This is a genomic window from Streptomyces sp. NPDC048370, assembly GCF_043200825.1.
Taxonomy (GTDB): Bacteria; Actinomycetota; Actinomycetes; order Streptomycetales; family Streptomycetaceae; genus Streptomyces.
On the sequence record NZ_JBICYI010000002.1, the window covers coordinates 780,749 to 802,649 of the forward strand.

Consider the following 21,901-nt stretch of genomic DNA (forward strand, 5'->3'; position numbering starts at 1 on the left):
CACGGTAGTTCAGCTCGGGCCGCCGGGGCTCGGTGAGCACCGGCCGTGCTCACCCGTCCGAGTCGGTGTCATGGCCGGGGGCCGTCCCGTCGCCCGCGGCCATGAGCTGGGCGAGCATGGAGGGATGAGGTGCAGGTCATGATCACGGTACTGATCGTGGACGACGATCCGGCGGTCCGCGACGGCCTGCGGACGATCATCGACTCCAGCCCTGACGTGCGGGTGGTCGCCGAGGCCTGGGACGGACACTCCGCGGTGGACCGGGCGCGCGGTCTGCTGCCCGACATCGTGGTCATGGACGTCCAGATGCCGGGGATCGACGGCATCGCCGCCACGCGGCTGCTGCGGGAGCTGCCCTCGGCGCCCGCCGTCCTCGTCCTCTCCGCCTTCGGCCGGGACGATTACGTGGCGCGGGCCCTGGCGGCCGGTGCGGTCGGGTTCCTGGTCAAGGACACCCCGCCGGCCGAACTGCTCGACGCTCTGCGGGACGTCGCCGCGGGCCACGCGGTGTTCGCCCCCGCCGTCACCGGCCATGTCATCGAGCTCACCACCCGGGACGCGGGCGGGGCGCCCGCCGAGGAGGACCCGCGCATCGCCGCGCTGACCGACCGCCAGGTGGAGGTCCTGCGCCTGCTCGGTCGTGGCCTGTCCAACGCGGGCATCGGCGCCGAGCTGGGGATGACCGAGGGCACGGTGAAGTCCCATGTGACCCAGCTGATGGCCCGGCTCGGGGTGTCGAACCGGGTCGAGGCCGCCCGGATCGCCTACCGGTCGGGCCTGTCCGCCGACGAGCCGTAGCGGTCGAGGCCGACCTGTCGAAGGTCGGGGGCCGGGCCCGACCTTCGACAGGCCACGGCCCGCCGCCCGCCGGTGACGATGGAACGGATGCCGTGCGGAGACGCACCCCCCACCTTGCCGCGCGGCGTCGACCGTTCACGGCGCGCCGGCCGCGCACGCGTAGACCGTGCGCAGAAGCCGGAACCGGAAGCCGGAAGAAGCCGGAAGCCGGAAGTCGGTGGGGAGAAGTACGGCAGACATGTCCCCTCTTCACGTCCGGGCCGCACGCGAGACCTGGGTGCTGGCCCACGGCAGCCCGTTGGAACACTTCATCACCGCCCTGGTCGTGCCCGCCCTCGGCCGGAGCGTGATCGTCCAGCGCGACGCCCCCGCCTCGGTTCTCGACGGCCTCGTCCTCTCCGGTCTCGACGCGGTCTTCCTTCGGCCGTCGGTGGACCTCGTCCACGGCATCGCGCACTGCGTCCGGGTCGAGGACCTGGCCGACGCGGCGGAGGAGCGCGCCGACGCGGCCGCGGCCCATGTCGTCTCCCCCACCCGGTACGGAGCCGTGGCGGACGTGCGCGCGCTGGCCGACGCCGCCCATGCCGCCGGAATTCCCCTGATCGTCGACGAGACCTGGCGCTCACCGCTCTTCGGCGGGCATCCGAAGGTGCTGCCCGACGCGCTCGCGCAGGGCGCGGACCTGACCGTCGTACGCGGCCCCACTCCCGTACTCCGCCTGGGAGACGGGCCGCACGCCGAGCTGCTGCGGCCGCTCATCGATCGCGCGGTGGACCTCGCCGGCCGGGCGAGCGGGGAGGTGCCGCCCGCCGAACAGCCCCCGCGGAGCTGGGACCACGTCCTCGACTCGCTGGAGGCGGCCGTTTCGATCCGCGCTGCCGTCCGGAAGGAGGGCCGTTTCACTCTTGTCGACGAGGGCTTCGCCGACATGGACGGCGTCGCCGCGGCGGAACCGCTGCGCATCGCCATCAACACCCGTCACGGCGGCATCTCCGGCCACGAGGCGCTCCGCGGACTCGCGGAAGCCGGCCACGGCGTCACCGTCGAGGCGGCCACGGAGACGGTCGTCGCCGTGGTGCTCGGTACCGAAGTCGAGCCGGACGCCGAGCGGTTCCTCGCCGAGCTCCACGCCTTGCCGGCCCTCCACGCCGACCTCACCGAACCCCTCAGGCTCAGCCTCCCGGAGCCGGGACCGGGCAGGCTCACGGTCCGCGAAACCTTCTTCGGCAGTGACCGGGTGGTGCCCTCGGCCGCCGCCGTCGGCATGGTCTCCGCCGCGACGGTCACGGCGTATCCGCCCGGCGTCCCGGTTCTGCTGCCGGGTGAGGTCGTCACGGCCGAGTCGGTGGCGTTCCTCACGACGGTGGCCCGGTCGGCGGGCGGCCGGATCGACGGTGCGGCCGACGCGGGCGGGCAGAGTCTGCGGGTGGTCGAGGAGTTCGTCGATCCGTGGTGACCCGTGACTTTCGTCAGGGCGGCCCTCCACCAAGGACAGCGCGGAAGTATCCGTGTGCCGCACAGAATTGAAGAGACGCCGCACGGAGCGATGTATCCCCCACATCACCCCGGCTCGCGGCGTCGCCCCGCACCGCACGGAGAGCCGAATCCCCCGTCAACCGGACTCCGTGCGGTGCTTCTTTTCCACGTCGAGCCATTCCGTCAAGAGCCCGTGGTCCCCCTCCGCGAAAAGCCGCCGGGAATTCTGGTGATCCGCATCACGCGACGATCCGATCGAGCGTGTTCCAGGGCACGGAACTGTCCGGATGACGCGCATAGACGATCACTGAACTCGCAGGTAGGGCAGCACGGCGTGCACGTCTCCGAACGGACTCACGGTCCCGACAATTTTCGCGGAATTTCCTCCGGCGGGCTGAGTGCTAGCGTCCGTCGCCGCGAAGTTGAACCGTAGAAACGTGAACGGAGGGACTGTGGCGCATCTGCACCACTTCGGCGCCGGCTGGCTTTCCCCGGTCCTTGCCTATGCGATGGCCTGTGTCGGATCCGCACTGGGGCTGCGCTGCACCGTCAGGGCGCTTGCGGCCGAAGGCCGTTCGCGGCGCAATTGGCTGGTGACGGCGTCCGTCGCCATCGCCTCGGGTATCTGGACCATGCATTTCGTCGCCATGCTGGGCTTCGGCGTCTCCGGATCCGCGATCCGCTACGACGTCCCGCTCACCCTTCTCAGCCTCGTGGTCGCGATGGCCGTCGTCGGCGCGGGGGTCTTCACCGTCGGCTACGGCCGCTCCCGGTGGCGGTCCCTGCTCCTCGGCGGCCTCGGCACGGGACTCGGCGTCGGCGCCATGCACTACCTCGGGATGGCGGCGCTGCGGCTGAACGGCACCGTCCGCTACGAGACGCCCATGGTCGTCCTCTCCCTCGTCATCGCCGTCGTCGCGGCAACCGCCGCGCTCTGGGCGGCACTTACGGTGCGGGGCACGGCGGGCGCGGCGATCGCCTCGCTGGTGATGGGCGTCGCGGTGAGCAGCATGCACTACACGGGCATGGCCGCCGTGCAGATCGAGCTCGCCCCGGGCCGCGTGGTCCTCGACGGCGTCACGGCGATGGAGTTCGTCTTCCCCCTCACCGTCGTTCTCGGGTCGTTCCTCTTCCTGGCGTCCGCCTTCGTCGCGCTGTCACCCACCGCGAAGGAGAGCGCGGAGGCCGCGGAGGCGGCCGCCGCCGCCCCGCTCCACCCGACCGATGCCCCGGCCTCGGGTCCGGTCTCGACTCCGACCTCGGCTCCGGCCTCGACTCCGGTCGCCTGAACGCCGAGCGCTCCGGCCCGCCGAACGCCGAGCGCCCCGCACCCCTGTCCCCCACTCCTGCCCCTGACTGTTCGAGGAACCGATGAGCGCACGTCTGGTGCCACGCTCGATCCGGGCGAAGATTGTCTGCCTCCTGATGGTCCCCGCCGTGTCCCTGATGGCGCTGTGGGCGTACGCGACCGTCACCACCGCGCGCGGAGTCTCCGAGCTGAGCCGCGTCCAGGAGGCCAACTCCACCCTGCTGAAGCCGATCGACGCCCTGGTCGCCTCCCTCCAGGCGGAACGCGCCGGAGCCCTCCGCCAGCTCGCCGCCCCGACCACGGAGCGGGCCGAGTCCCAGGACGTCCGTGAGAGGGACACCGACGCCGACGCCGAGGCCATCCGCCGCGGCGCCCGGGCGAGCACGCTGGACGTCCAGGCGGTCGGCGCCGACTTCTCGGGCCGCGTCGACCGGCTCCTGGCGGGCCTCGACGGCCTGGGCACGCTCCGCGAGGAGACCCGCGGCTCCGGTGACGCGGCCTGGAAGAACGTCTACGACGCCTACGGGGACGTGATCGGTCACGCCTTCGCCCTGCAGGGGTCCCTGGCCTCCCTGCACGACCCGGAGCACGCCTCCTCCGCCCGGGTCGTCCTGGAACTGGCCCGGGCCCGGGAGATGGTCGCGCGTGAGGACGCCCTGATGGGCGCCGCTCAGGCCGCGGGCCGTATCACCCGTGAGCAGTACCAGGAATTCGTCGGCTCGGCCCACACCCAGCGCCGTCTCCTGGCGGCCGTGGATGATCTGCGGCCGGCCGATGCCGCCGCGTACCGGACCGTCCTCGCGGGCGACGCGATGCGTGCGCTGCGTACCACCGAGGATCGGATGCGAGCCGCGGGCAGCACGTCGGCAGCCGGATCCGTGGCCGCGTCCGCAGCGTCGGCCACGTGGAACGCTTCCGCCGACGCGGTGCTCCACGAGCTCGGCGCCGCGCAGACGAAGGCGAGCACGGCCGCGATCGACGACGCCGACCCCCTGTCCTTCGCCGCCCTCGGCGGCTCGGGCGTCGCCGTGGTGCTCGGACTGCTCGGCGTGCTGCTCTCGCTGGTCATCTCCGTGCGGATCGGCCGGGGCCTCGTGCGTGAGCTGACGGAGCTGCGCAACTCCGCCCTCACCCTCGCCGGACGTGAACTTCCGGACACCATCCGAAAGTTGCACGACGGGCAGACCGTGGACCTCGATGTCCTGGTTCCGCTGCGCGCGCACCGGGACGACGAGGTCGGGCAGGTCGGTGCCGCGCTCGTCGCCGTGCACCGCGCCGCCGTCACGTCGGCGGCGGAGCGCGCCCAGGTCCTCCACGGGATCTCCGGCGTGTACGTGAACCTGGCGCGCCGCAGTCAGGCGCTCCTGCACCGTCAGCTCGCGCTCCTCGACACCATGGAGCGCCGCAACGAGGACCCGGTGGAGCTGGAGGACCTGTTCCGCCTGGATCACCTCACCACCCGTATGCGCAGGCACTCCGAGAGTCTGATCATCCTCTCCGGCGCGGCGCCGGGGCGTGGCTGGCGGCAGCCCGTACCGCTCATGGACGTGGTCAGGTCCGCCGTCGCGGAGGTCGAGGACTTCGGCCGGGTGGAGGTCACCGACGTCCCGGACGTGCGCCTGCACGGCGCCGCGGTCGCCGACCTCATCCATCTCCTGGCCGAACTCGTCGAGAACGCCACGGCCTTCTCGCCGCCCCGCACCAAGGTGCGGTTCCGCGGCGAGCAGGTGGGATCCGGGGTCGCCCTGGAGATCGAGGACCGCGGCCTCGGGATGAGCCCCGAAGGCTTCGCCGAGGCCAACAGCCGGATCGAGGACACGGGCCGGATCGACCTGCTCGACAGCGGGCAGCTGGGTCTGTTCGTGGTGAACCGACTGGCCCACCGGCTGGATGTACGTGTCGCGCTGCGGCCTTCGGTGTACGGCGGTGTCGCCGCGGTGATCCTGCTGCCGACGGCCCTGCTCGGCGAGGCGTCGACGCAGCCGGATCCGGCCGGGGACGGCAACGGCCGGCCCCGCCGTCGCACCGCGCGGCAGCCGGCGGTCCAGCCGGCCAGGCAGGGTGGCCGGCACCGGGCTCGCACTCCGGAGCCCGCCGAGCCGATCGCCCGCCGCCGGCAGCCGGAACACCCCGTCCCCGTTGCACGAGAAGCCGTAGCCCCCGTGGCGGAGATCGCGCCACGGCCCACCCCGACCCCGCCCCCGACCATGGCCCCGCCCACGGCACCGGCGTTGACCGTTGCACCTCCGCCTCCGCCTCCGGGTGCCCCCGCGCCCGACGGAAAGGCCGAGCTGCCGCGACGCGTACGACAGCCGGAATCCGCCAGGGAGGAGCCGTACGCGCCTCCGCCCGTGGCGGATGGGCCTCGCCGCTCCCCCGAGCAGGCCCGGGCCGCCATGACGGCGTTCCGCGCGGGCTGGGCCCGCGGGAACGCCGGGAACACCCCAGAACGTGAAGGAGACAGCCGATGACCGGCACCCCCTACCGATCCGGTGACCTCGACTGGCTGCTGGAGGAACTGGTCAGACACGTGCCCGCGATCCGTCACGCGGTCGTCCTCTCGGGCGACGGCCTGCCCGTCGGCACCTCGGAGGCGCTGACCAGGGACGACGGTGAGCGCTTCGCCGCCATCGCCTCCGGGTTCCACAGCCTCGCCAAGGGAACCGGTCGCCACTTCGGGGCCGGCCAGGTGATCCAGACGCTCGTCGAGCTCGAGGACGGCTTCCTCTTCGTCGTCACGGCGGGCGACGGTTCCTGTCTCGCCGTGTTCAGCGACGCGAGCGCCGATGTGGGCCTCGTGGCGTACGAGATGGCCCGGCTGGTGAAGCGCGTCGGCGCCCACCTCGGTGCTCCGGCACGCGGCGACGCGGGTGCGACGCCGCTCCTCGATGACTGATCAGGGTCGGCGCTGGTACGACGACGAGGCGGGCCCGCTGGTGCGTCTCTACGCGATGACCTCGGGCCGTGCACGGGCCGGCGGCGGCGAGACGTTCGACCTGATGACCGTCGTCCACGGCAGCCCGCGCCCCGAACGAGGTCCGGTGCTCTCGCCGGAGGAGTCGGAGATCCACCGACTCTGCACACCGCGCCCCCGGCCCGTGGCCGACATCGCCTCCGACGCGGGCCTGCCGCTCGCCGTCGTACGGGTGCTCCTGGGCAACCTGCTGGAGGCCGGTCTCGTCCGGGTCAGCCCTCCCGTACCCGCCGCTCAACTCCCCGACCCGCGCATCCTCAAGAGAGTGATCGATGGACTCCGAGCCCTCTGACGCCCCCTTCCTCGCTCTGAAGATCCTCGTGGCCGGTGGCTTCGGCGTCGGCAAGACCACCCTGATCGGGGCGGTCAGCGAGATCCGGCCGCTGAACACCGAGGAGATCCTGACCGAGGCGGGCCGCCCGACCGACAGCCTCGAAGGCGTCGCCGAGAAGCGCACGACCACGGTCGCCCTGGACTTCGGCCGCATCACGGTCGGTGACGATCTGGCGCTCTACCTCTTCGGCACCCCCGGCCAGAACCGCTTCTGGTTCCTGTGGGACGAACTCTCCCAGGGGGCACTCGGCGCGGTGGTGCTCGCGGACACCCGTCGCCTCGTGGACTCCTTCCCCGCGATCGACTACTTCGAGCGTCGGCGCCTGCCGTTCGTCGTGGCCGTCAACTGCTTCGACGGCTCGCGTGACTACAGCGCCCAGGATGTGGCGACCGCGCTCGATCTCGACGCGGGGACGCCGGTGGTGCTGTGCGACGCGCGCTCGCGCGCGTCGGGCAAGGAGGTCCTGATCACTCTGGTCGAACACGCCGGCAACCTGATCTGACCCGTCCCCCTCGAACGTGCGGGACGACCGGAGTCGGCGCCGGTCGTCCCGCACTCAACTCCACTGGTAGATTTTTTACGTGACTGACAGTTACTGGATCGATCCGGGGCGCTCCGTCACGGTGCCGCTCGACGAGCCGCCCCGGGTGCTGAGCCTCGGCGTCGGGGTGCACGGGACGACGGGCCCTGTCGATGTGTTCCGGCTCCCCGACCTGTGGCAGCTGCACCTCTACCGGTACACGGCGGAACTCCTCGTCGACGGCGCGGTCCATGTGATCCGGCCCGGCCGCGTGAGTCTCGTACCGCCCGGCGCGGAGGTGCGGTATCGCTACCGCGGACGGTCCGAGCATCTCTACGTCCATCTGCGGCTGCCCGGTACGGGCCCGTCGGTCACGCTCCCCGTGGTGCAGGACGTCGGGGCGCTGACGCCAGCCGTGTCGGAGCTGCTCCTGAGGGCGATCGCGGCCGCCCCGCGCAGTCCCCGTCAGGCGGAGGCAGAGGTGTGGTCGGCGCTGTGGCGCCTTGCCGAACTCGCGGAGCCGGCCGGGCGCGAGAGCCGGCCGCACGCCTCGTTCGCCGCCGCCGTCGCGTACATCGAGTCGCATCTCGCCGGGCAGTTGGCGGTGCCCGATGTGGCGCGGGCGGCGGGAGTGTCGCACAACCATCTCCTGCGGCTCTTCCGCGCGGAGACCGGGGTCACCGTGGTGGCGTACATCCGGCGCCGGAGGATGGAGCGGGCCCGCCATCTGCTGCGTGAGTCGACGCTGTCGATCCCCGCTGTCGCGGCGGCCGTCGGCGTCGAGGACCTGCAGGCCTTCAACAAGGCGTGCCGGCGCGAACTGGGCGCGTCTCCGCGAGCGGTTCGCGCCGGCGGCTGAGTCCCCGCCGCGGGGTCAGTTCCGGCCGGTGCCCCGGTAGAGGTCGAGCTCGCCGTCGAGTTCGACGGCGAGGACGGTCGCCTGCTCGTCGATGTCCGCACCGTCCGGCGCGTCGATCCACAGCACGCCGGGCACCTCACCCAGGCCGCCGACGGTCCGGTGCCCGAGTTCGGTGCCGGTGCCGAGAACGCTCACGCGCTTGACCGGTGTCCGCAGCCCCCGGAGCGAGACGGACTCGCGCGGGGCGTCGAAGCACACGAGGTAGAGGGTGCGGCGGTCGGCGGAGAGCGTGCTGGGGCCGTAGTGGTGCCCGGCGGGGAGCCCGGCGACCGTACCGAACACGGCCTCGGAGTGCTTGCCGATCCAGTCGCCGAGCCCTTCGAGACGCTCGACCTGCTCGGCCGGGATCGTGCCGTCCTCGCGGGGGCCGACGGCCAGCAGCAGATTGCCGCCCATGCCGATCGTCTCGGCGAAGTAGCGCACCAGTTGGCGCACGGACTTCTGGTTGTGGTCCCGGTGCTGGAAGCCCCAGGAGTCGTTGACGGTCAGGCAGAGTTCCCAGGGGCCGTCCGGCGGCAGCAGCGGCACGCCCTGCTCGGGGGTGGCGTAGTCGCCGTAGGTCAGCATCCGCGCGTTGAGGACGGTGTCGGGGTTGCCGGCGAGGATCTGCTCGGAGAGCTCCCGCATCCCCCACTGCTCCTCGCTGCGCTCCCACTCGCCGTCGAACCACAGGAGGTCGGGACGGAACCGCGCGACGAGCTCGCCGACCTGGGCGTCGCGGTAGGCGACGAACCGGGCCCAGGCCGCCGGGTCCTCCGCCCCGTCCTCGGGGGTGACGAGGGGATGGGTGGCCACGTCCTCGTTGGGCGGTTGGGGGTGGACGACGCTCGCGTAGTCGGGGTGGCTCCAGTCCGAGTGCGAGTAGTACAGGCCGACCTTGAGCCCGTGCTCGCGCAGCGCGTCGGCGTAGCCGGCCACGAGGTCGCGGCCGGCCGGGCTGTGCTTCACGACGTTCAGGTCGCCCTGCTGGGTGTCCCACAGCGCCACGCCGTCGTGGTGGCGCGCGGTGAGCACGGCGTACCGGGCACCCACTCGCGCGAACAGCTCGGCCCAGGCGCGGGGGTCGTACGCCGATGCCGTGAAGCGGTCCAGTTGGCGCATGTACTGCTCGCGCGACACCTGCCGGCTGTAGAAGGACCAGGACTCGGGGACGCCGTCGACGGCGTAGATGCCGTAGTGGAGGAAGATGCCGAACTTGGCATCGGAGAACCAGGGTTGCATCGGCATGGGATCAGTTCCTCGGTGCAGAGCGGGCGGGGGGTCCGCCGCGCCGCCACGCTATGCCGGGCCGTGGGTGGGGCGCGTGGGCCAGACTCACCATCACTGGTCCGTTTTCACCAGCGAGGAGTCGCAGGGCCCGCCGCGCTCCGTGTCACCCCGCCGCGTCGCCCCCGGTGTCGAGCTGGGTCCTCAGCCACTCCTCGACCTCACCGACATGCGCGGCGGCGGCTGCCCGCGCCGCCTCAGGGTCGCGGGCGAGCAGGGCGCGATGGATCCGGGCGTGCTCGCGGCGGGTGCGGTCGAGGGCGCCCTCCTCGACATGGCCGCGCCACACACGGGCCCGGAAGGTGCGGGAGGAGAGCCCCTCCAGGATCGCCGCCATGGTCTCGTTGCCCGAGGCCGCGTTGACCACCCGGTGGAACTCCAGGTCGTGGGCGAGGATCTGCTCCGGGTCGTCGGTCCCGTTCATCGCCTCCAGGTGCTTCGCCACCTCCGCCAGCCCGTCGGTGTCGATCCGGGCGGCGGCGAGCGCGGTGGCGGTGGACTCCAGGACGCGGCGGACCTCCAACAGCTCCACGAGCCGCTCGCCGCGCGAGAGGTCGGCGACCACCCCGAAGGTCTCCAGGAGGTCGCCGGCCTCCAGTCGGGTCACGTAGATGCCGGAGCCGTGCCGGGCCTCCAGCACCCCCATGGCGGTGAGGGCGCGTACCGCCTCCCGCATCGAGCTGCGGGAGAGGCCCAGCTGTGCGGCCAGGTCCCGCTCGGTGGGCAACCGCTCCCCGGGGTGCAGCCGGCCCTCCGCGATCATCGCCTTGATCTCCTCGATCGCGCGCTGCGTCACGGTCCCCTTGGGCGGGGTGCGCTCCTCCACCGTTTCCTCCATTGGTCAGGTGCGGGCAGTCTAGCCAGCAAAGTGATCCGACCACTTCCGGATTTCGCGCCAGATTGTTGTTCCGCAGGGTGTCGATCGGCTTGATTGGTCTGATAAATATGGGCCGCCCTGCAGCGATCACGCAAGGAGACCTCTCGTGAAACTGATGCGCCTCGGCGCCCCCGGCAAGGAGCGGCCTGCCGTACGGACCGACGACGGTCGCGTCCTGGACCTCTCCCCGGTCACCGCCGACATCGACGGAGCCTTTCTGTCCTCGGGTGGCCTCGACCGCGCCCGAGCGGCCGTCGAAGGGGGCGCGCTGGCCGAGTGGGACACGGCCGGGCTGCGCGTCGGCGCACCCGTGGCAAGGCCCGGGAAGGTCGTCTGCATCGGCCTCAACTACCGCGACCACGCCGAGGAGACCGGGGCGCCCGTCCCCACGCGCCCGGTCGTCTTCATGAAGGACCCCGGCACGGTCGTCGGTCCGTACGACCAGGTGCTCATCCCCCGCGGATCGGTCAGGACGGACTGGGAGGTGGAACTCGCGGTCGTCATCGGCGGCCGCGCCCGCTATCTGGAGAGTCCCGAGGACGGCCTGCGGCACATCGCCGGATACGCCATCAGCAACGACGTCTCCGAGCGGGAGTTCCAGCTCGACCACTCGTCCCAGTGGGACCTCGGCAAGTCCTGCGAGACGTTCAACCCCCTCGGCCCGTGGCTCGTGACCCGGGACGAGATCGACGACCCGCAGAGCCTCGGCCTGAGCCTTGCCGTCAACGGGGTCCGCCGCCAGCACGGCACCACCCGCGACATGATCTTCGAGGTCGGCCAACTCGTGGCGTACCTGAGCAACTACATGGTTCTGGAGCCGGGCGACGTCATCAACACCGGCACCCCGGCCGGCGTCGCACTCGGCCTGCCCGGCACCCCCTACCTGCGCCCCGGCGACACCGTCGAACTCTCCGTCGACGGTCTCGGCGAGCAGCGTCAGACCTTCGCCCAAGCCTGAGAGGCCCGGACGTGACGACACAGGCCGACGCCCCCACCGCCGCACGGATCACCGCGGTCGACACCCATGACATCCGTTTCCCCACCTCCCGCGAACTCGACGGCTCGGACGCCATGAACCCCGATCCCGACTACTCCGCCGCCTATGTGGTGCTGCGCACCGACGCGGGTGACGGCCTGGAGGGACACGGCTTCACCTTCACCATCGGCCGTGGGAACGAGGTCCAGGTCGCCGCCATCGACGCCCTGCGCGACCATCTCATCGGACGACCGGTCGCCGCGCTCTGCGCCGACCCCGGTGCGCTGAGCCGTGACCTGATCGGGGACAGCCAACTGCGCTGGCTCGGACCGGAGAAGGGCGTGATGCACATGGCGATCGGTGCCGTGGTCAACGCCGTCTGGGACCTCGCCGCCAAGCGGGCCGAGGTGCCCCTGTGGCAGCTCCTCGCGGACGCCGAGCCCGCGTGGCTCGTCTCGCAGATCGACTTCCGGTACCTCACGGACGCGCTCACCCCGGCGGAGGCGCTCGCCCTCCTGCACCGCGGCAGGACAGGCGCCGACGACCGGGTGAAGGTCCTGCGCGAGCGCGGCTACCCGGGCTACACCACGTCGCCCGGCTGGCTGGGCTACTCGGACGAGAAGCTCACCCGGCTCGCCCGGGAGGCCGTCGCCGAAGGGTTCACCCAGATCAAGCTGAAGGTCGGCGCCGACCTGGCGGACGACATCCGCCGGATGCGCGCCGCGCGCACCGCGGTCGGCCCGGACATCCGTATCGCCATCGACGCCAACCAGCGCTGGAACGTCGCCGAGGCGATCGAATGGACCAAGGCGCTCGCCGAGTTCGACCCGTACTGGATCGAGGAGCCGACCAGCCCCGACGACATCCTCGGCCATGCCGCCGTACGGGAGGCCGTCGCGCCGGTCAAGGTCGCCACCGGCGAACACGTCCAGAACCGGATCGTCTTCAAGCAGCTGCTGCAGGCCGGTGCCGTCGACGTCCTGCAGCTCGACGCGGCACGGGTCGCGGGCGTCAACGAGAATCTGGCGATCCTGCTGCTCGCCGCCAAGTTCGGCGTGCCGGTCTGCCCGCACGCGGGCGGCGTCGGTCTGTGCGAACTGGTCCAGCATCTGTCGATGTTCGACTACGTCGCCCTGTCCGGCACCACCGAGAACCGGGTCATCGAGTTCGTCGACCACCTCCACGAACACTTCCTCGACCCGGTGGAGATCCGCGACGGCCACTACCGGGCCCCGCTCGCCCCCGGGTTCTCGGCCGAGATGCACCCCGCGTCCATCGACGAGTTCCGCCATCCCGACGGCGCCTTCTGGGCCGCCGACCGCGCCGCACAGGAAGGGACCCCGGCATGAGCGACCTCACCGGACTCCGGGCTGTCGTCACCGGAGGCGCCTCCGGGATCGGCCTGGCCACCGCCGAACTGCTCGCCGCGCGCGGCGCAGCCGTCGCCGTGCTCGACCTCGCACCGGACGGCCTGCCCGCTCCGCTGCGCGGCCACCGGGCCGACGTCGCGGACGACACCTCCGTCCGTACGGCGGTGGCGGCGGCCGCCGCCGAACTGGGCGGCATCGACATCCTGGTGAACAACGCAGGCATCGGCGCCGTCGGAACCGTCGAGGACAACGACGACACACACTGGCACCGCGTCCTCGACGTCAACGTCCTCGGCATCGTCCGTACGACCCGTGCGGCCCTGCCACATCTGCGCGCCTCCGAAGCGGCCGCCGTGGTCAACACCTGCTCGATCGCCGCCACCGCGGGACTGCCCCGACGCGCCCTGTACAGCGCGAGCAAGGGCGCGGTGCTCTCCCTCACCCTTGCCATGGCCGCCGACCACGTCCGCGAAGGAATCCGCGTCAACTGTGTGAACCCGGGGACCGTCGACACCCCTTGGGTCGGCAGGCTCCTCGACGCCGCCGACGACCCGGCGGCCGAGCGGGCGGCGCTCGGCGCACGCCAGCCCACCGGGCGCCTGGTCTCCGCCGGCGAGGTCGCCGCCGCCATCGTGTATCTGGCGGGCCCCGCCGCCGCTTCCGTCACCGGGACGGCCCTCGCCGTCGACGGCGGCATGCAGGGGCTCCGCCTGCGCCCCGCCGAGAAGCGAGAGGTCTGACACCCCATGCGACGCCTCGCTCTCGGCACCAGCGCCGTCTCCGTCACCGAACTGTCCTTCGGCGCGGCCGGCATCGGCAACCTCTTCACCCCCGTCGACGTGGCCCAGGCCGGGCGCGCCGTCGACGCCGCCTGGGACGCGGGCATCCGCGCCTTCGACACCGCCCCGCACTACGGCCTCGGCCTCTCCGAGGAACGTCTGGGCGCCGCCCTGCGCACCCGCCCGCGCCACGAGTACGTCATCTCCACCAAGGTGGGCCGGCTGCTGCGCCCCACCACCGGAGGCGGGAGCGACCTCGCGAACGGCTTCGCCGTACCGGCGACCCATCGCCGGGTCTGGGACTTCAGCGCCGACGGCGTCCGCGTCAGCCTCCTGGAGAGCCTGCGCCGGCTCGGCCACGACCGCATCGACATCGTCTACCTGCACGACCCCGACGACCACGCCGAAGCGGCCTTCCGTACGGCCTACCCCGAGCTGGAACGGCTGCGCGCCGAAGGCGTGATCGGGGCGATCGGCGCGGGAATGAACCAGACGGAGATGCTGACCCGCTTCGTCCGGGACACCGATGTCGATGTGGTGCTGTGCGCCGGTCGCTACACCCTGCTCGACCAGAGCGCGCTCACCGAGCTGCTGCCCGAGGCCGCGGCACGCGGCAAGAGCGTCGTGATCGGCGGTGTGTTCAACTCCGGGCTGCTCGCCGACCCCAGGCCAGGAGCGACGTACGACTACGCCACCGCTCCCCAGGAGGTCCTGGATCGCGCCCTGCGCCTCCAGGCCGTCGCCGGGCGCCACCAGGTCCCGCTGCGCGCGCTCGCGCTGCACTTCCCGTACGGCCACCCGGCCGTCGCGAGCGTCCTCGTCGGCGCCCGCTCCGGCAACGAGGTCCGCGACGCGGCCGAGCTGCTCGCCCGCCCAATCCCGGCGGACCTGTGGGCGGAGCTGCGTGCCGAGGGTCTGCTGCCGGACGACGTACCGGTGCCGGAGGGGACCTAGCGTGCGCATCGCCCTGTTCATCACGTGCTTCAACGACACAATGCTCCCGCGGACCGGCCAGGCGGTCGTCGCGCTCCTGGAGCGGCTCGGCCACACCGTCGACTTCCCGCAGGCGCAGGCGTGTTGCGGGCAGATGCACTTCAACACCGGCTACCGGCCCGCGACCCTGCCGATGGTGCGCCGCTTCACCGAGGCCTTCGCCGGATACGACGCCGTCGTCACCCCCTCCGGGTCCTGCGCCGGGATGATCCGCGGCCACCACGGGACGGTCGCGCGGCAGTACGGTGACGCGGAGCTCGTCGCCGCGGTGGAGCGTGTCGCGCCCACGGTGTACGAGCTGTCCGAGCTGCTCGTGGACGTGCTCGGCGTCACCGACGTCGGCGCGTACTTCCCGCACCGCGTCACGTACCACCCCACCTGCCACTCGCTGCGGATGCTGCGCGTCGGCGACCGGCCGCTGCGCCTGCTGCGCGCGGTCAAGGGCATCGACCTCGTCGAGCTCCCCGACGCCACGTCGTGCTGCGGCTTCGGCGGCACCTTCGCCCTGAAGAACGCCGACACCTCGAACGCCATGCTCGCCGACAAGATGCGCCATGTGCAGGGGACGGGCGCCGAGATCCTCACCGCGGGGGACAACTCCTGTCTGCTGCACATCGGCGGCGGACTCTCCCGGCTGCGCACCGGGGTCGGCACCCGCCATCTCGCCGAGATCCTCGCCTCGACGGAAGGAGACCGACGATGAGCGGCCCCGACGGCCCAGGCACCAACGTGGTCTGGCTCGGCTCGCCCCCCTTCCCTCACGCCGCGCGCACCGCGCTCGCCGACACCCGTCTGCGCACGAACCTGCGCCGTGCCACCAGCACCATCCGCGACAAGCGACTCGCCGTCACCTCCGAACTCGACGACTGGGAGCAGCTGCGCGAGGCGGGCGAGGCCGTCAAACGGCGAACGCTGCGGCACCTCGACCACCATCTGGTACGCCTGGAGGAGTCGGTCACCAAGGCCGGCGGCACGGTGCACTGGGCCGCCGACGCCGCCGAGGCGAACCGCATCGTCACGGACCTGGTGCGGGCGACCGGCGAGAGAGAGGTCGTCAAGGTCAAGTCCATGGCCACGCAGGAGATCGGTCTCAATGAGGCGCTCGCCGAGGCCGGGATCAGCGCCTACGAGACGGACCTCGCCGAGTTGATCGTGCAGCTCGGCGAGGACAGGCCCTCGCACATCCTGGTGCCCGCCATCCACCGCGGCCGAGCCGAGATCCGTGACATCTTCCGCCGCGAGATGGGGAAGTGGGGCCGCCCGGCCCCGCCGGGCCTTACCGACGACCCCCGCGACCTCGCCGAGGCCGCCCGCCTGCACCTCCGTGAGAAGTTCCTGCGGACCAAGGTCGCCGTCTCCGGCGCCAACTTCGCGGCCGCCGACACCGGAACGGTCGTGGTGGTGGAGTCCGAGGGGAACGGCCGGATGTGTCTGACCCTCCCCGACACGCTCATCACCGTCATGGGCATCGAGAAGGTCCTGCCCGCCTTCACCGACCTGGAGATCTTCCTGCAGCTGCTGCCGCGGTCCTCCACGGGCGAGCGGATGAACCCGTACACCAGCATGTGGACCGGCACGACCGAGGGCGACGGTCCGCAGGCGTTCCATCTCGTCCTGCTCGACAACGGCCGCACGGACACCCTCGAGGACACCGTCGGCCGGCAGGCCTTGGCCTGCATCCGCTGCTCGGCCTGCCTCAACGTCTGCCCGGTGTACGAGAGGACCGGAGGCCACGCGTACGGCTCGGTCTACCCCGGTCCCATCGGCGCCGTCCTCACACCGCAGCTCGTCGGCGTGGAGCACGCGGATACGCTGCCGTTCGCGTCCACGCTCTGCGGCGCCTGCTACGACGCCTGCCCGGTGCGGATCGACATCCCCGAGGTCCTGGTCCATCTGCGTGCGAAGGCCGTCGAGGCCGAGGGCGACAGACGCGTCGTCCCGACGGCGGAAGCCCTGGTCATGGGCGCCGCCGCGGCCGTCCTGCGCTCACCGGGCCGGCTCTCCCTCGTCCGGCGGGCGGGGGCGTCCGTGGCCCGTGTGCTCTCCCGGCGGGGCGTGATCCGGCGCCTTCCCGGCCCGCTGCGCCCCTGGTCCGACACCCGTGACACCCCCGTGCCGCCCCGCGAGTCGTTCCGCGACTGGTGGCTGCGTACCCTCCGTACCCGCGAAGGAGCCTCCCGATGAGTACCCGGAAGACCGTACTCGCCCGTGTCGCGGCGGCCCTGACGGACGTGCCCGCCGCCGAGACGCCCGACAGCCTCCCCGTCCCCCGCGGCTACCGGGCGAGCCACGCGGGCGCCGACCCGGTCGGTCTTTTCATGGAGCGCGTCGCCGATTACCGGGCCACCGTGATCCGTACGACCGAGGAGCACGTGGCCCGCACCCTCGCCGCGGCCCTCACCGAGCGGGGCACCCAGGGTCTCGTCGTCCCCGACGGATTTCCTCCCGAGCTGCTGCCCGAGGGCGACTGGACGCGGCTGGGCGACATCCCCCGGCTCTCGGTCGAGAGCCTGGAGAGCGCCGACGCGGTGCTCACCACCGCCGCCGTGGGGATCGCCGTCACCGGCACGATCGTCCTCGACGCAGGACCGGGCCAGGGCCGGCGGGCACTGACCCTGCTGCCCGACCACCACCTCTGTGTCCTGTACGAGGACCGGATCGTCGGCGACGTCCCGGAAGCCCTCTCCCGTCTCGACCCGACCGCCCCGCTCACCTTCGTCTCCGGACCGTCCGCCACCAGCGACATCGAACTCGACCGGGTCGAGGGCGTGCACGGCCCCCGCACCCTCGACGTGATCGTCGTCGCCGCGCACCCCACCGAGGAGCCCTCATGAGAATCGCCCTGCACACCCGCGTCCGCGCGGACCGCGTCGAGGAGTACGAGACCGCGCACCGCGCAGTACCCGAGGAGCTGACCGACGCGATCCGGGCCGCCGGTGCCGACTCCTGGACGATCTGGCGCAGCGACACCGACCTCTTCCACGTCCTGGAGTGCGCCGACTACGGCCGGCTGCTCGCCGAACTGGAGAAGCTGCCGGTCAACGTCGCCTGGCAGGCGCGGATGGCGGAGCTGCTCGACGTGGTCCACGACTACTCGACCGAGGGCTCGGACGCCGGGCTGCCCGTCGTCTGGGAGCTGTGACCGCCGTGCGCATCGTGGACGCCCACCACCATGTCTGGGACCTCTCCGTACGGGACCAGGACTGGATCGTCGGCGACGAACTGGCCTCCCTGCGGCGTGGCTTCACCCTCGCCGACCTCGAACCCGAGGCCCGTGCGGCCGGTGTGACGGCGACCGTCCTGGTGCAGACGGTCACGGTGGCCGAGGAGACACCCGAACTCCTCGCCCTCGCCTCGGCAGGCCCGCTCGTCGCCGGGGTCGTCGGATGGACGGACCTCACCGCGCCCGATGTGGCCGACGAACTCGCCCGGCTCCGTGAACTGCCCGGCGGCGACCGGCTCGTGGGGATCCGGCACCAGGTCCAGAGCGAGCCCGACCCGCTGTGGCTGCTGCGGCCCGACGTGCTGCGCGGGCTGGGGGCCGTGGCCGAGGCCGGACTCGCCTACGACCTGGTGGTGCTTCCGCACCAGTTGCCCGCCGCCGCATCGGCGGCGTTCCTGCTGCCGCAGCTCACCTTCGTCCTGGACCACCTGGGCAAGCCGCCCATCGCCACCCAGGAACGGGAGACGTGGGCGCGGGGTCTACGCCTCCTGGCCGAGCTTCCCCACACGGTGGCCAAGCTCTCCGGCCTGGCCACCGAGGCGCGTTGGGACTCCTGGACCGTGGACGACCTCCGCCCGTACACCGACACCGCGTTGGAGGCCCTCGGCCCGGACCGGCTCATGTTCGGCTCGGACTGGCCCGTCTGCCGACTGGCCGCCTCGTACGGTCAAGTGGTCGATTCGGTACGGGAATTGACCGCAGGGCTGAGCGCCGCCGAGCAGTCGTCGATCTTCGCCGGAACGGCGACGCGTGTGTACGGTCTGGCGACGGCGTAGGGGCGCGGGCCCAGGCCGACCGGGCTACGCGGGCCGTCCCGTCCACCCCGTTGACGCCGCCGGGCGGCATCAGCCACAGGGCGCCGAACAGGTCGTGGTTGGGCGGCATCTGCGCGCGCCACTCCACCGTGCCGTCCTCGTGCGAATGGGCTAGGAACGTAGGTCGATTGCACGGCCAGGTCAACAGAGTTGTCGGATCAATCTTTCGGAGAAGCGCCGCCATGCGACGGCCTTTTGCCTGAAATAGGGATGAAACGCCGCGCCCGATCACACAACTTCCCCATGTGAGCTGATGACTGAGTGCACGACACCTTGACCACGCCCGAGATCCGCACCTAGCCTCACCGCCGGGCAAACGATTGCAGGACGCGTCGTGGCCAGCGCCCTCCCCTCCCTGACCGACGGAGAGACCATGTCCAGAGCCATACCTCCTCGCCTGAGCAGGGCCGCCGTCGCCGGCGTAGTCGCCGCCGGGGCGCTCGCGGTGTCCCTTCCCGCGCCCGCCCATGCCGAGGCCGCCGGAAACCTGGTCGTCAACGGTGACTTCGAGCAGGTCGGCGCCGACGGCTCGATCCCCGGCTGGCCACAGAGCGAGACCCGGGCCAGCGGCCGCGCCACCGTCGTCGACGGCGCGGGACCCGACGGCGGCCGCGCTCTCGCCCTCGACCTCGGTGATCCGGGTGACAAGGCCGCGATCGGCCAGGACGTGCCGATCCCCGACACCGGCGCCTTCCGCGCGTACCGCATCACCTTCGACGAGCGCGCCGTCGGCCTCTCCGGCTACGGAGGCGACCTGTGGGCACGTAACTTCGGCCATGACGCGATCGTCGGGCGCGTCACCGGTGACACCGGCTGGCGCAGGGCCGGCGCGGTCGTCCTCGCCCGCCCGGGCGCTCCCACGATCAACCTGCTGCTCGCCCTGGAGCAGAGCACGGGGCGGATGCTCGTCGACAACGTCAGGGTCGAGCGCGTCGAGGGCGACGCGGTGGGCGCCAACGTCCAGCCGACCGGCGCCGTGCAGCTCACCTGGCACTTCGGTACGGTCCCCCAGGCCCCCGCCTCGTACGAGGTGCACCGTTCGGCCGGCGGGGACTTCACCCCGAGCGACGAGACCCTGATACGGGAGGTTCCGGCGGCCTGGACCGCCGAGGACGGTTCGGCCCGGCCCGGCAAGCGGTACACGTACAAGGTCGTGGCCCTCGCCGCCGACGGCACGAGGCTCGCCACCACCGGCGCCGAGACCGTGACCATGCCCCCGACGTTCCTGGACGAGCAGCGGACGGACGTACTGACGGCGACCGGCACCGACGAGGGCGCCCGCCTCGCCTGGCGCCTCGCGGCCGGGACCAAGGGCCCGGTGAAGGTGTACGCGGGCGGCCCCGAGGTGGCCGAAGGCAAGCTCGGCAAGGCCCGCAAGGTCGCCACGTACGGCGCCCACGAGCTCTCCGGAGCCCTCACCCTGAAGGGCGGGGAGCTCAAGGGGGCCACGGGCTTCGCGGTCACCGGCCGTCACGGCGACGTACTCGCCACCGCGACGCTCGCGGGGCTCCAGCACCCCCGGACGGGCGTGACCGACGCGAGGCTCACGGCGATCCGGGCGGCGATCCAGCAGCCCGGCACCCCCAGGTCGACGTACGACGCCCTCGTGAACCGCGTCGCCAAGGGGCTGCCCGGCTACAACTACCGCCCGGGCGAGGCGCAGGCGGCCTGGGCCCACGACGCGGCCTTCCTCTACCAGGTCTCCCAGGACCCGGCGTACGCGCAGACCGCCTACGCCGCGATCGTCGAGTCGGGCCGGACCATGCCCTTCGTCAACGGCACCGGGCACGCGGGGGCCGCCGCCCTGGAGACCGCCAACGCGGCGACCTCGCTGGCCACCGCGTACGACTGGGCGTACCCGGGCCTGACGGAGGAGCAGCGTGCCGAGGCCCAGAAGGTGCTGCGGCGGGTCGCCGCGTACCTGGAGGTCGCGTACCACCCGAACTTCGCGCTCCCGACCAAGCAGAGCAACTGGACGGCGGTGGTGCGCGGAGCGGAGCTCGCGCTGCGGCTCGCGGTCCGCGGCGACGGCCCCTTCGACCTTGCGGAGGAGCGGCTCCCCCAGCTGATCGACGAGGTCGGCCGGCACCTGGACACCGCGTACGCGGACACCGGCTGGGACCAGGAGGGCCTGGACTACTTCAGCTACGGGCTCGGGGTCGGCGCCCCGGGCATCATCGGCTCCCTCGACGCCGGTATCGGCGCGCTGCAGGAGAAGTGGCGGCGGCCCCAGTTCGCCAACCTCCTCCTGCACAGCATCTCCGCACAGCCGGACAAGGCCCGTCTGCAGTGGGGTGTCGCGACGACGACCGGCGCCGTGCCGATCCCGGGCCTGATCTTCACCCAGGTACCCGCCGAGCAGCGCCCGGCGTGGCTGTGGCAGTACGAGAGAACGGTCGGCGGCGGGGGCGGCACCTACGGGCTGCTGTACTACCCGTACGGGGTCAGCCCGCAGGACCCCGACGAGGCACCGGAGTCCGTGCGGGCCGCGCTGCTCGACGACCATGTCGGCTCGTACCTCTTCCGCAGCCGCCACCAGGACAAGGACGACGTCCTGGTGGGCGTCCAGAACCGCAACGACCACCACATCGGCTGGGGCGGCTCCGACACCTTCGCCCTCTCGCTGCTCGGCCAGGACGTGACCTGGGCGCAGCAGCCGGCGAAGAACTACACGCGGCCGGAGCTGTTCTCCAAGCCGCTCGTCGACGGCCGGGCCGAGCCCCTCGCAGGCCGGGGCCGGACGCTGGAGTCCCGGGCCTATCCGGGGCAGGGCGGCGGCTTCGTCTCCCTGGACGGCAGCGGCAACTACCAGCTGTCCACGGCCCGTCGGGACATCGCGGTGGATCTGCGCCCGGTGGGCGGAGCCGACTCCGTCGTCGCCGTCCACGACACCTTCGCCGACGCCGCCTCACACGCGTACGCGTGGCAGCTCGCCCCCGAGTCGGGCACCGCGATCACCTTCGGCGAGACGGAGTCGGGCGCGAAGACCTTCCTGTTCCGGAAGGGCGACGGCTGGCTCAAGGGCTGGGTCCTGAACCCCGAAGGCACCGAACTCTCCGTGGACAAGGGCGCGTTCAAGGTGACCCGTACCGGGTCCGAGGCCGACTTCCGCATCGTCCTCGCGGTCGGAAAGGGCGCCCTGCCTACCGCGACCTCGACGGGCATCACCCTCACCCTGGGCACCACCACCTACGACCTCACCGACCTCGAGAACTTCCGTCCCACCCCCTGACGCGGGACGGGAAGACGGTCGGCCCGCCCTCCGCGCGGGG

The 21,901-nt window shown here is 72.2% G+C and carries 20 protein-coding genes; 18 read left to right on the forward strand and 2 right to left on the reverse strand.

From position 1 onward, the window contains the following. Positions 1-138: 138 nt before the first annotated feature. The 8 genes from ACGFYP_RS07125 to ACGFYP_RS07160 all read left to right on the forward strand — a co-directional run bounded on the left by ACGFYP_RS07125 (position 139) and on the right by ACGFYP_RS07160 (position 8,270). Positions 139-798, forward strand: coding sequence for a response regulator (locus ACGFYP_RS07125; protein ID WP_393487358.1), 660 nt, complete (start codon positions 139-141; stop codon positions 796-798). 238 nt (positions 799-1,036) lie between these two features. After that, complete coding sequence (locus ACGFYP_RS07130; RefSeq protein WP_393487361.1) at positions 1,037-2,254, forward strand: amino acid decarboxylase; 1,218 nt, start codon at positions 1,037-1,039, stop codon at positions 2,252-2,254. A 472-nt stretch (positions 2,255-2,726) separates the two neighbouring features. Next, positions 2,727-3,563 (forward strand): MHYT domain-containing protein, encoded by an 837-nt coding sequence (locus ACGFYP_RS07135; protein ID WP_393487531.1) that lies wholly within the window; start codon positions 2,727-2,729, stop codon positions 3,561-3,563. A gap of 82 nt (positions 3,564-3,645) precedes the next feature. After that, positions 3,646-6,054 (forward strand): nitrate- and nitrite sensing domain-containing protein, encoded by a 2,409-nt coding sequence (locus ACGFYP_RS07140; protein ID WP_393487363.1) that lies wholly within the window; start codon positions 3,646-3,648, stop codon positions 6,052-6,054. Further along, complete coding sequence (locus ACGFYP_RS07145; protein ID WP_393487367.1) at positions 6,051-6,479, forward strand: roadblock/LC7 domain-containing protein; 429 nt, start codon at positions 6,051-6,053, stop codon at positions 6,477-6,479. The genes ACGFYP_RS07140 and ACGFYP_RS07145 overlap by 4 nt, the downstream gene beginning before the upstream one ends. Beyond that, a complete protein-coding gene (locus ACGFYP_RS07150; protein ID WP_393487370.1) occupies positions 6,472-6,849 on the forward strand; it encodes a DUF742 domain-containing protein in 378 nt (125 codons plus the stop codon). Before ACGFYP_RS07145 ends, ACGFYP_RS07150 begins: the two co-directional genes overlap by 8 nt. Next, the gene (locus tag ACGFYP_RS07155) at positions 6,830-7,393 is read left to right on the forward strand and encodes an ATP/GTP-binding protein (protein ID WP_393487373.1); all 564 of its coding nucleotides are present in this window, start codon (positions 6,830-6,832) and stop codon (positions 7,391-7,393) included. Before ACGFYP_RS07150 ends, ACGFYP_RS07155 begins: the two co-directional genes overlap by 20 nt. A 79-nt stretch (positions 7,394-7,472) precedes the next feature. After that, the gene (locus ACGFYP_RS07160; RefSeq protein ID WP_393487377.1) at positions 7,473-8,270 is read left to right on the forward strand and encodes a helix-turn-helix domain-containing protein; all 798 of its coding nucleotides are present in this window, start codon (positions 7,473-7,475) and stop codon (positions 8,268-8,270) included. 15 nt (positions 8,271-8,285) lie between these two features. On the opposite strand, the gene ACGFYP_RS07165 is transcribed toward ACGFYP_RS07160, so the two are convergent. After that, positions 8,286-9,557 (reverse strand): alpha-L-fucosidase, encoded by a 1,272-nt coding sequence (locus tag ACGFYP_RS07165; protein ID WP_393487380.1) that lies wholly within the window; start codon positions 9,555-9,557, stop codon positions 8,286-8,288. A gap of 145 nt (positions 9,558-9,702) precedes the next feature. Beyond that, a complete protein-coding gene (locus ACGFYP_RS07170; protein ID WP_393487383.1) occupies positions 9,703-10,422 on the reverse strand; it encodes a FadR/GntR family transcriptional regulator in 720 nt (239 codons plus the stop codon). A 157-nt stretch (positions 10,423-10,579) separates the two neighbouring features. Here ACGFYP_RS07170 and ACGFYP_RS07175 point away from each other — a divergent pair, with 157 nt between their 5' ends. From ACGFYP_RS07175 to ACGFYP_RS07220, 10 genes are all read left to right on the forward strand, one after another. After that, positions 10,580-11,431, forward strand: a complete 852-nt coding sequence (locus tag ACGFYP_RS07175; protein ID WP_393487385.1) for a fumarylacetoacetate hydrolase family protein — start codon at positions 10,580-10,582, stop codon at positions 11,429-11,431. Between the two features lie 11 nt (positions 11,432-11,442). Further along, positions 11,443-12,798 carry an L-fuconate dehydratase gene (locus ACGFYP_RS07180; protein WP_393487387.1) on the forward strand — a complete coding sequence of 452 codons (1,356 nt, stop codon included), beginning with the start codon at positions 11,443-11,445 and terminating at the stop codon, positions 12,796-12,798. Continuing rightward, positions 12,795-13,559, forward strand: coding sequence for an SDR family NAD(P)-dependent oxidoreductase (locus ACGFYP_RS07185; protein WP_393487390.1), 765 nt, complete (start codon positions 12,795-12,797; stop codon positions 13,557-13,559). Before ACGFYP_RS07180 ends, ACGFYP_RS07185 begins: the two co-directional genes overlap by 4 nt. Positions 13,560-13,565: 6 nt before the next feature. Further along, on the forward strand, positions 13,566-14,552 hold the full coding sequence (locus ACGFYP_RS07190) for an aldo/keto reductase (protein ID WP_393487394.1): 987 nt from the start codon (positions 13,566-13,568) through the stop codon (positions 14,550-14,552). A gap of 1 nt (position 14,553) precedes the next feature. Beyond that, positions 14,554-15,294, forward strand: coding sequence for a (Fe-S)-binding protein (locus ACGFYP_RS07195; protein ID WP_393487397.1), 741 nt, complete (start codon positions 14,554-14,556; stop codon positions 15,292-15,294). Then, the gene (locus ACGFYP_RS07200) at positions 15,291-16,775 is read left to right on the forward strand and encodes a lactate utilization protein B (protein WP_393487401.1); all 1,485 of its coding nucleotides are present in this window, start codon (positions 15,291-15,293) and stop codon (positions 16,773-16,775) included. Before ACGFYP_RS07195 ends, ACGFYP_RS07200 begins: the two co-directional genes overlap by 4 nt. Further along, on the forward strand, positions 16,772-17,425 hold the full coding sequence (locus tag ACGFYP_RS07205; RefSeq protein WP_393487405.1) for a lactate utilization protein C: 654 nt from the start codon (positions 16,772-16,774) through the stop codon (positions 17,423-17,425). The genes ACGFYP_RS07200 and ACGFYP_RS07205 overlap by 4 nt, the downstream gene beginning before the upstream one ends. Continuing rightward, positions 17,422-17,733, forward strand: a complete 312-nt coding sequence (locus ACGFYP_RS07210) for an L-rhamnose mutarotase (protein ID WP_393487409.1) — start codon at positions 17,422-17,424, stop codon at positions 17,731-17,733. Before ACGFYP_RS07205 ends, ACGFYP_RS07210 begins: the two co-directional genes overlap by 4 nt. Next, a complete protein-coding gene (locus tag ACGFYP_RS07215; RefSeq protein ID WP_393487411.1) occupies positions 17,730-18,590 on the forward strand; it encodes an amidohydrolase family protein in 861 nt (286 codons plus the stop codon). Before ACGFYP_RS07210 ends, ACGFYP_RS07215 begins: the two co-directional genes overlap by 4 nt. A 412-nt stretch (positions 18,591-19,002) precedes the next feature. Further along, complete coding sequence (locus ACGFYP_RS07220) at positions 19,003-21,861, forward strand: hypothetical protein (RefSeq protein WP_393487413.1); 2,859 nt, start codon at positions 19,003-19,005, stop codon at positions 21,859-21,861. Positions 21,862-21,901: the final 40 nt, after the last annotated feature.

What these genes read in the sequence shown, in the direction of transcription:
- ACGFYP_RS07140 (WP_393487363.1), top strand. Translation starts at nt 3,646, where the DNA reads ATGAGCGCACGTCTGGTGCCACGCTCGATCCGGGCGAAGATTGTCTGC.
- ACGFYP_RS07150 (WP_393487370.1), top strand. Translation starts at nt 6,472, where the DNA reads ATGACTGATCAGGGTCGGCGCTGGTACGACGACGAGGCGGGCCCGCTG.
- ACGFYP_RS07145 (WP_393487367.1), top strand. Translation starts at nt 6,051, where the DNA reads ATGACCGGCACCCCCTACCGATCCGGTGACCTCGACTGGCTGCTGGAG.
- ACGFYP_RS07220 (WP_393487413.1), top strand. Translation starts at nt 19,003, where the DNA reads ATGTCCAGAGCCATACCTCCTCGCCTGAGCAGGGCCGCCGTCGCCGGC.
- ACGFYP_RS07155 (WP_393487373.1), top strand. Translation starts at nt 6,830, where the DNA reads ATGGACTCCGAGCCCTCTGACGCCCCCTTCCTCGCTCTGAAGATCCTC.
- ACGFYP_RS07165 (WP_393487380.1), bottom strand. Translation starts at nt 9,557, where the DNA reads ATGCCGATGCAACCCTGGTTCTCCGATGCCAAGTTCGGCATCTTCCTC.
- ACGFYP_RS07190 (WP_393487394.1), top strand. Translation starts at nt 13,566, where the DNA reads ATGCGACGCCTCGCTCTCGGCACCAGCGCCGTCTCCGTCACCGAACTG.
- ACGFYP_RS07200 (WP_393487401.1), top strand. Translation starts at nt 15,291, where the DNA reads ATGAGCGGCCCCGACGGCCCAGGCACCAACGTGGTCTGGCTCGGCTCG.
- ACGFYP_RS07210 (WP_393487409.1), top strand. Translation starts at nt 17,422, where the DNA reads ATGAGAATCGCCCTGCACACCCGCGTCCGCGCGGACCGCGTCGAGGAG.
- ACGFYP_RS07130 (WP_393487361.1), top strand. Translation starts at nt 1,037, where the DNA reads ATGTCCCCTCTTCACGTCCGGGCCGCACGCGAGACCTGGGTGCTGGCC.
- ACGFYP_RS07205 (WP_393487405.1), top strand. Translation starts at nt 16,772, where the DNA reads ATGAGTACCCGGAAGACCGTACTCGCCCGTGTCGCGGCGGCCCTGACG.
- ACGFYP_RS07185 (WP_393487390.1), top strand. Translation starts at nt 12,795, where the DNA reads ATGAGCGACCTCACCGGACTCCGGGCTGTCGTCACCGGAGGCGCCTCC.
- ACGFYP_RS07125 (WP_393487358.1), top strand. Translation starts at nt 139, where the DNA reads ATGATCACGGTACTGATCGTGGACGACGATCCGGCGGTCCGCGACGGC.